Source organism: Agromyces sp. P1_H4 (assembly GCF_056405255.1).
In genome coordinates this window covers 1-1726 of sequence record NZ_JBFUCL010000508.1, presented here as the reverse complement: position 1 = coordinate 1726, position 1726 = coordinate 1, and the positions used below count along the sequence as shown (strand labels likewise).

2 protein-coding genes are annotated in these 1726 nt (G+C 71.1%); both read left to right on the top strand.

The features are described 5' to 3' along the window. On the top strand, nucleotides 1–955 hold a 955-nt coding region (locus AC1DY2_RS19450; RefSeq protein WP_476763907.1), incomplete at its 5' end, for a hypothetical protein. 154 nt (nucleotides 956–1109) lie between these two features. Then, nucleotides 1110–1379 carry a GlsB/YeaQ/YmgE family stress response membrane protein gene (locus AC1DY2_RS19445; RefSeq protein ID WP_159601013.1) on the top strand — a complete coding sequence of 90 codons (270 nt, stop codon included), beginning with the start codon at nucleotides 1110–1112 and terminating at the stop codon, nucleotides 1377–1379. Nucleotides 1380–1726: the final 347 nt, after the last annotated feature.

Genomic DNA, 1726 nt, shown 5'->3' with positions numbered 1-1726 from the left:
GCCCGGCAGGGTTACGGGGATGCCGGGCGTCGACGGCCTCGCTGCCGCGCTCGTGGGCTACACCGCCGGCGGCGCCCCCGCCTCCGGGGGAACCGGCGTGCGACTCGACCCGATGAGCTACCTCGAGGTCGAGGCGGTGCTCGCCGCCAACGGCTACAGCGGCATCGTCTTCGACTGGTATGCGAACGACGACTTCAAGTTCGTCGCGCTGGATGTCGCGGGCAAGCGCCTCGTCATCGGTCACGTGTCGCCGCGCGGCGGCTGGGTCGTCGACGCCTCGCTCGCGAAGGTCTTCGTCGCCGGGCGCGACTACCGCCTCAACCTGGTGCTGAAGCGCACGGTCGTGACGATCACGCTCGACGGTCAGGTCATCACCTCCTACGCCTACAACTCCCCGCTCGCCGACGGGCAGACCGGCGTGTTCGGGCGCGGCACGGGCCAGTCGTTCGACTCCTTCCGGTTCCGCACGGATGACGCGGCCTTCACTGGGGCGCCGGTGCAGGGCGCTGCGGGGAGCGGAGCCCGGGTCGCCACGACGACCACGACGACGTCCGTCGCGACGACCTCCAGCACGGCGACCATGACCACCTCCGGCACGACGACGGGGACATCGGGCACCACGACGGGCACGGCGGACGGAACCGCGGCCGCGGCGCCCCAGCCTGCCGCTCCGAACGCGACGAGCCCGTTCTCACTCGCGATCGCACCCGACGGCGGCGTGAGCTTCACCGCCGCGGGTGCGAACAATCGCGACTTCTACCAGGTCCGCCTGGTCTGCTCGGCGGCCGGCGCGATCGTCTACTCCACGACGCTCGTGCTGCAGGTGGGGACCGACGGCGTGGGCACCACGCCGGTCGTGCATCCGCCCGCCGGCGACTGCGTCGCCACGCTCGAGATCCCGAAGGGCGCGGGCAAGGTGCGGGTGCTGGAGACGCTGGGCTTCGTCGCCGTCTGACCGCCGCGGCGCAGCTCCGGCCCGACCTCGTCGACCCGTCGACCCGAAACGGACCGGAGTCTCCGCATACTGGACCCCAGAGTGGCGTTCAAGGGGTTGCGAGGGTTCGGCGTAGCGTGATTTCGTTGGGCACCCCCGAAACGAAGGAGCACGTATGAGTTTCTTTGCATTCCTCATCCTCGGCCTCATTGCCGGCGCGATCGCGAAGCTGATCCTGCCAGGCAAGCAGGGCGGCGGATGGTTCATCACCCTCCTGCTGGGCGTCGTCGGCGCCTTGCTCGGCGGATGGTTGGGAAGCCTGATCCTGAACCGGCCCCTGACCGAGTTCTGGGACCTGGGCACGTGGCTGCTCGCGATCGGCGGCTCGATCATCGTGCTGCTCATCTGGGGCCTCATCACGAGGAACCGCAGCCGCACCACCTGAACCACCCAGCACAGCAACGGGCGGATGACGCGCAGTCGCGTCATCCGCCCGTTCGTGTTCCCGGCGCCCGGCGCTCACGGAGCCGCCGCCGTCTCCACGGCGACATGCCGCTCGGCGCGGAGCCGACCTACGGTGCTAGCATCGGCGGCGACGCCCGCGGAGCGAGAGGAGACGACGTGCTCGAACCGKTCCTCGCGATGCTCCGCATGCTGCAGGCGGCGCTCGAGCTGGCTGTCGCCTCCGACGCGCACGTCGGCGCGCTGCTCGTCGGCGTCCTCGGCGCTGCGGCCCTCGCCCTCGTCGTCACCGCATGGCGGGCGATCCCCGCGCTCGTCGCCGCCGACCCG

What these genes read in the sequence shown, in the direction of transcription:
- AC1DY2_RS19445 (WP_159601013.1), top strand. Translation starts at nt 1,110, where the DNA reads ATGAGTTTCTTTGCATTCCTCATCCTCGGCCTCATTGCCGGCGCGATC.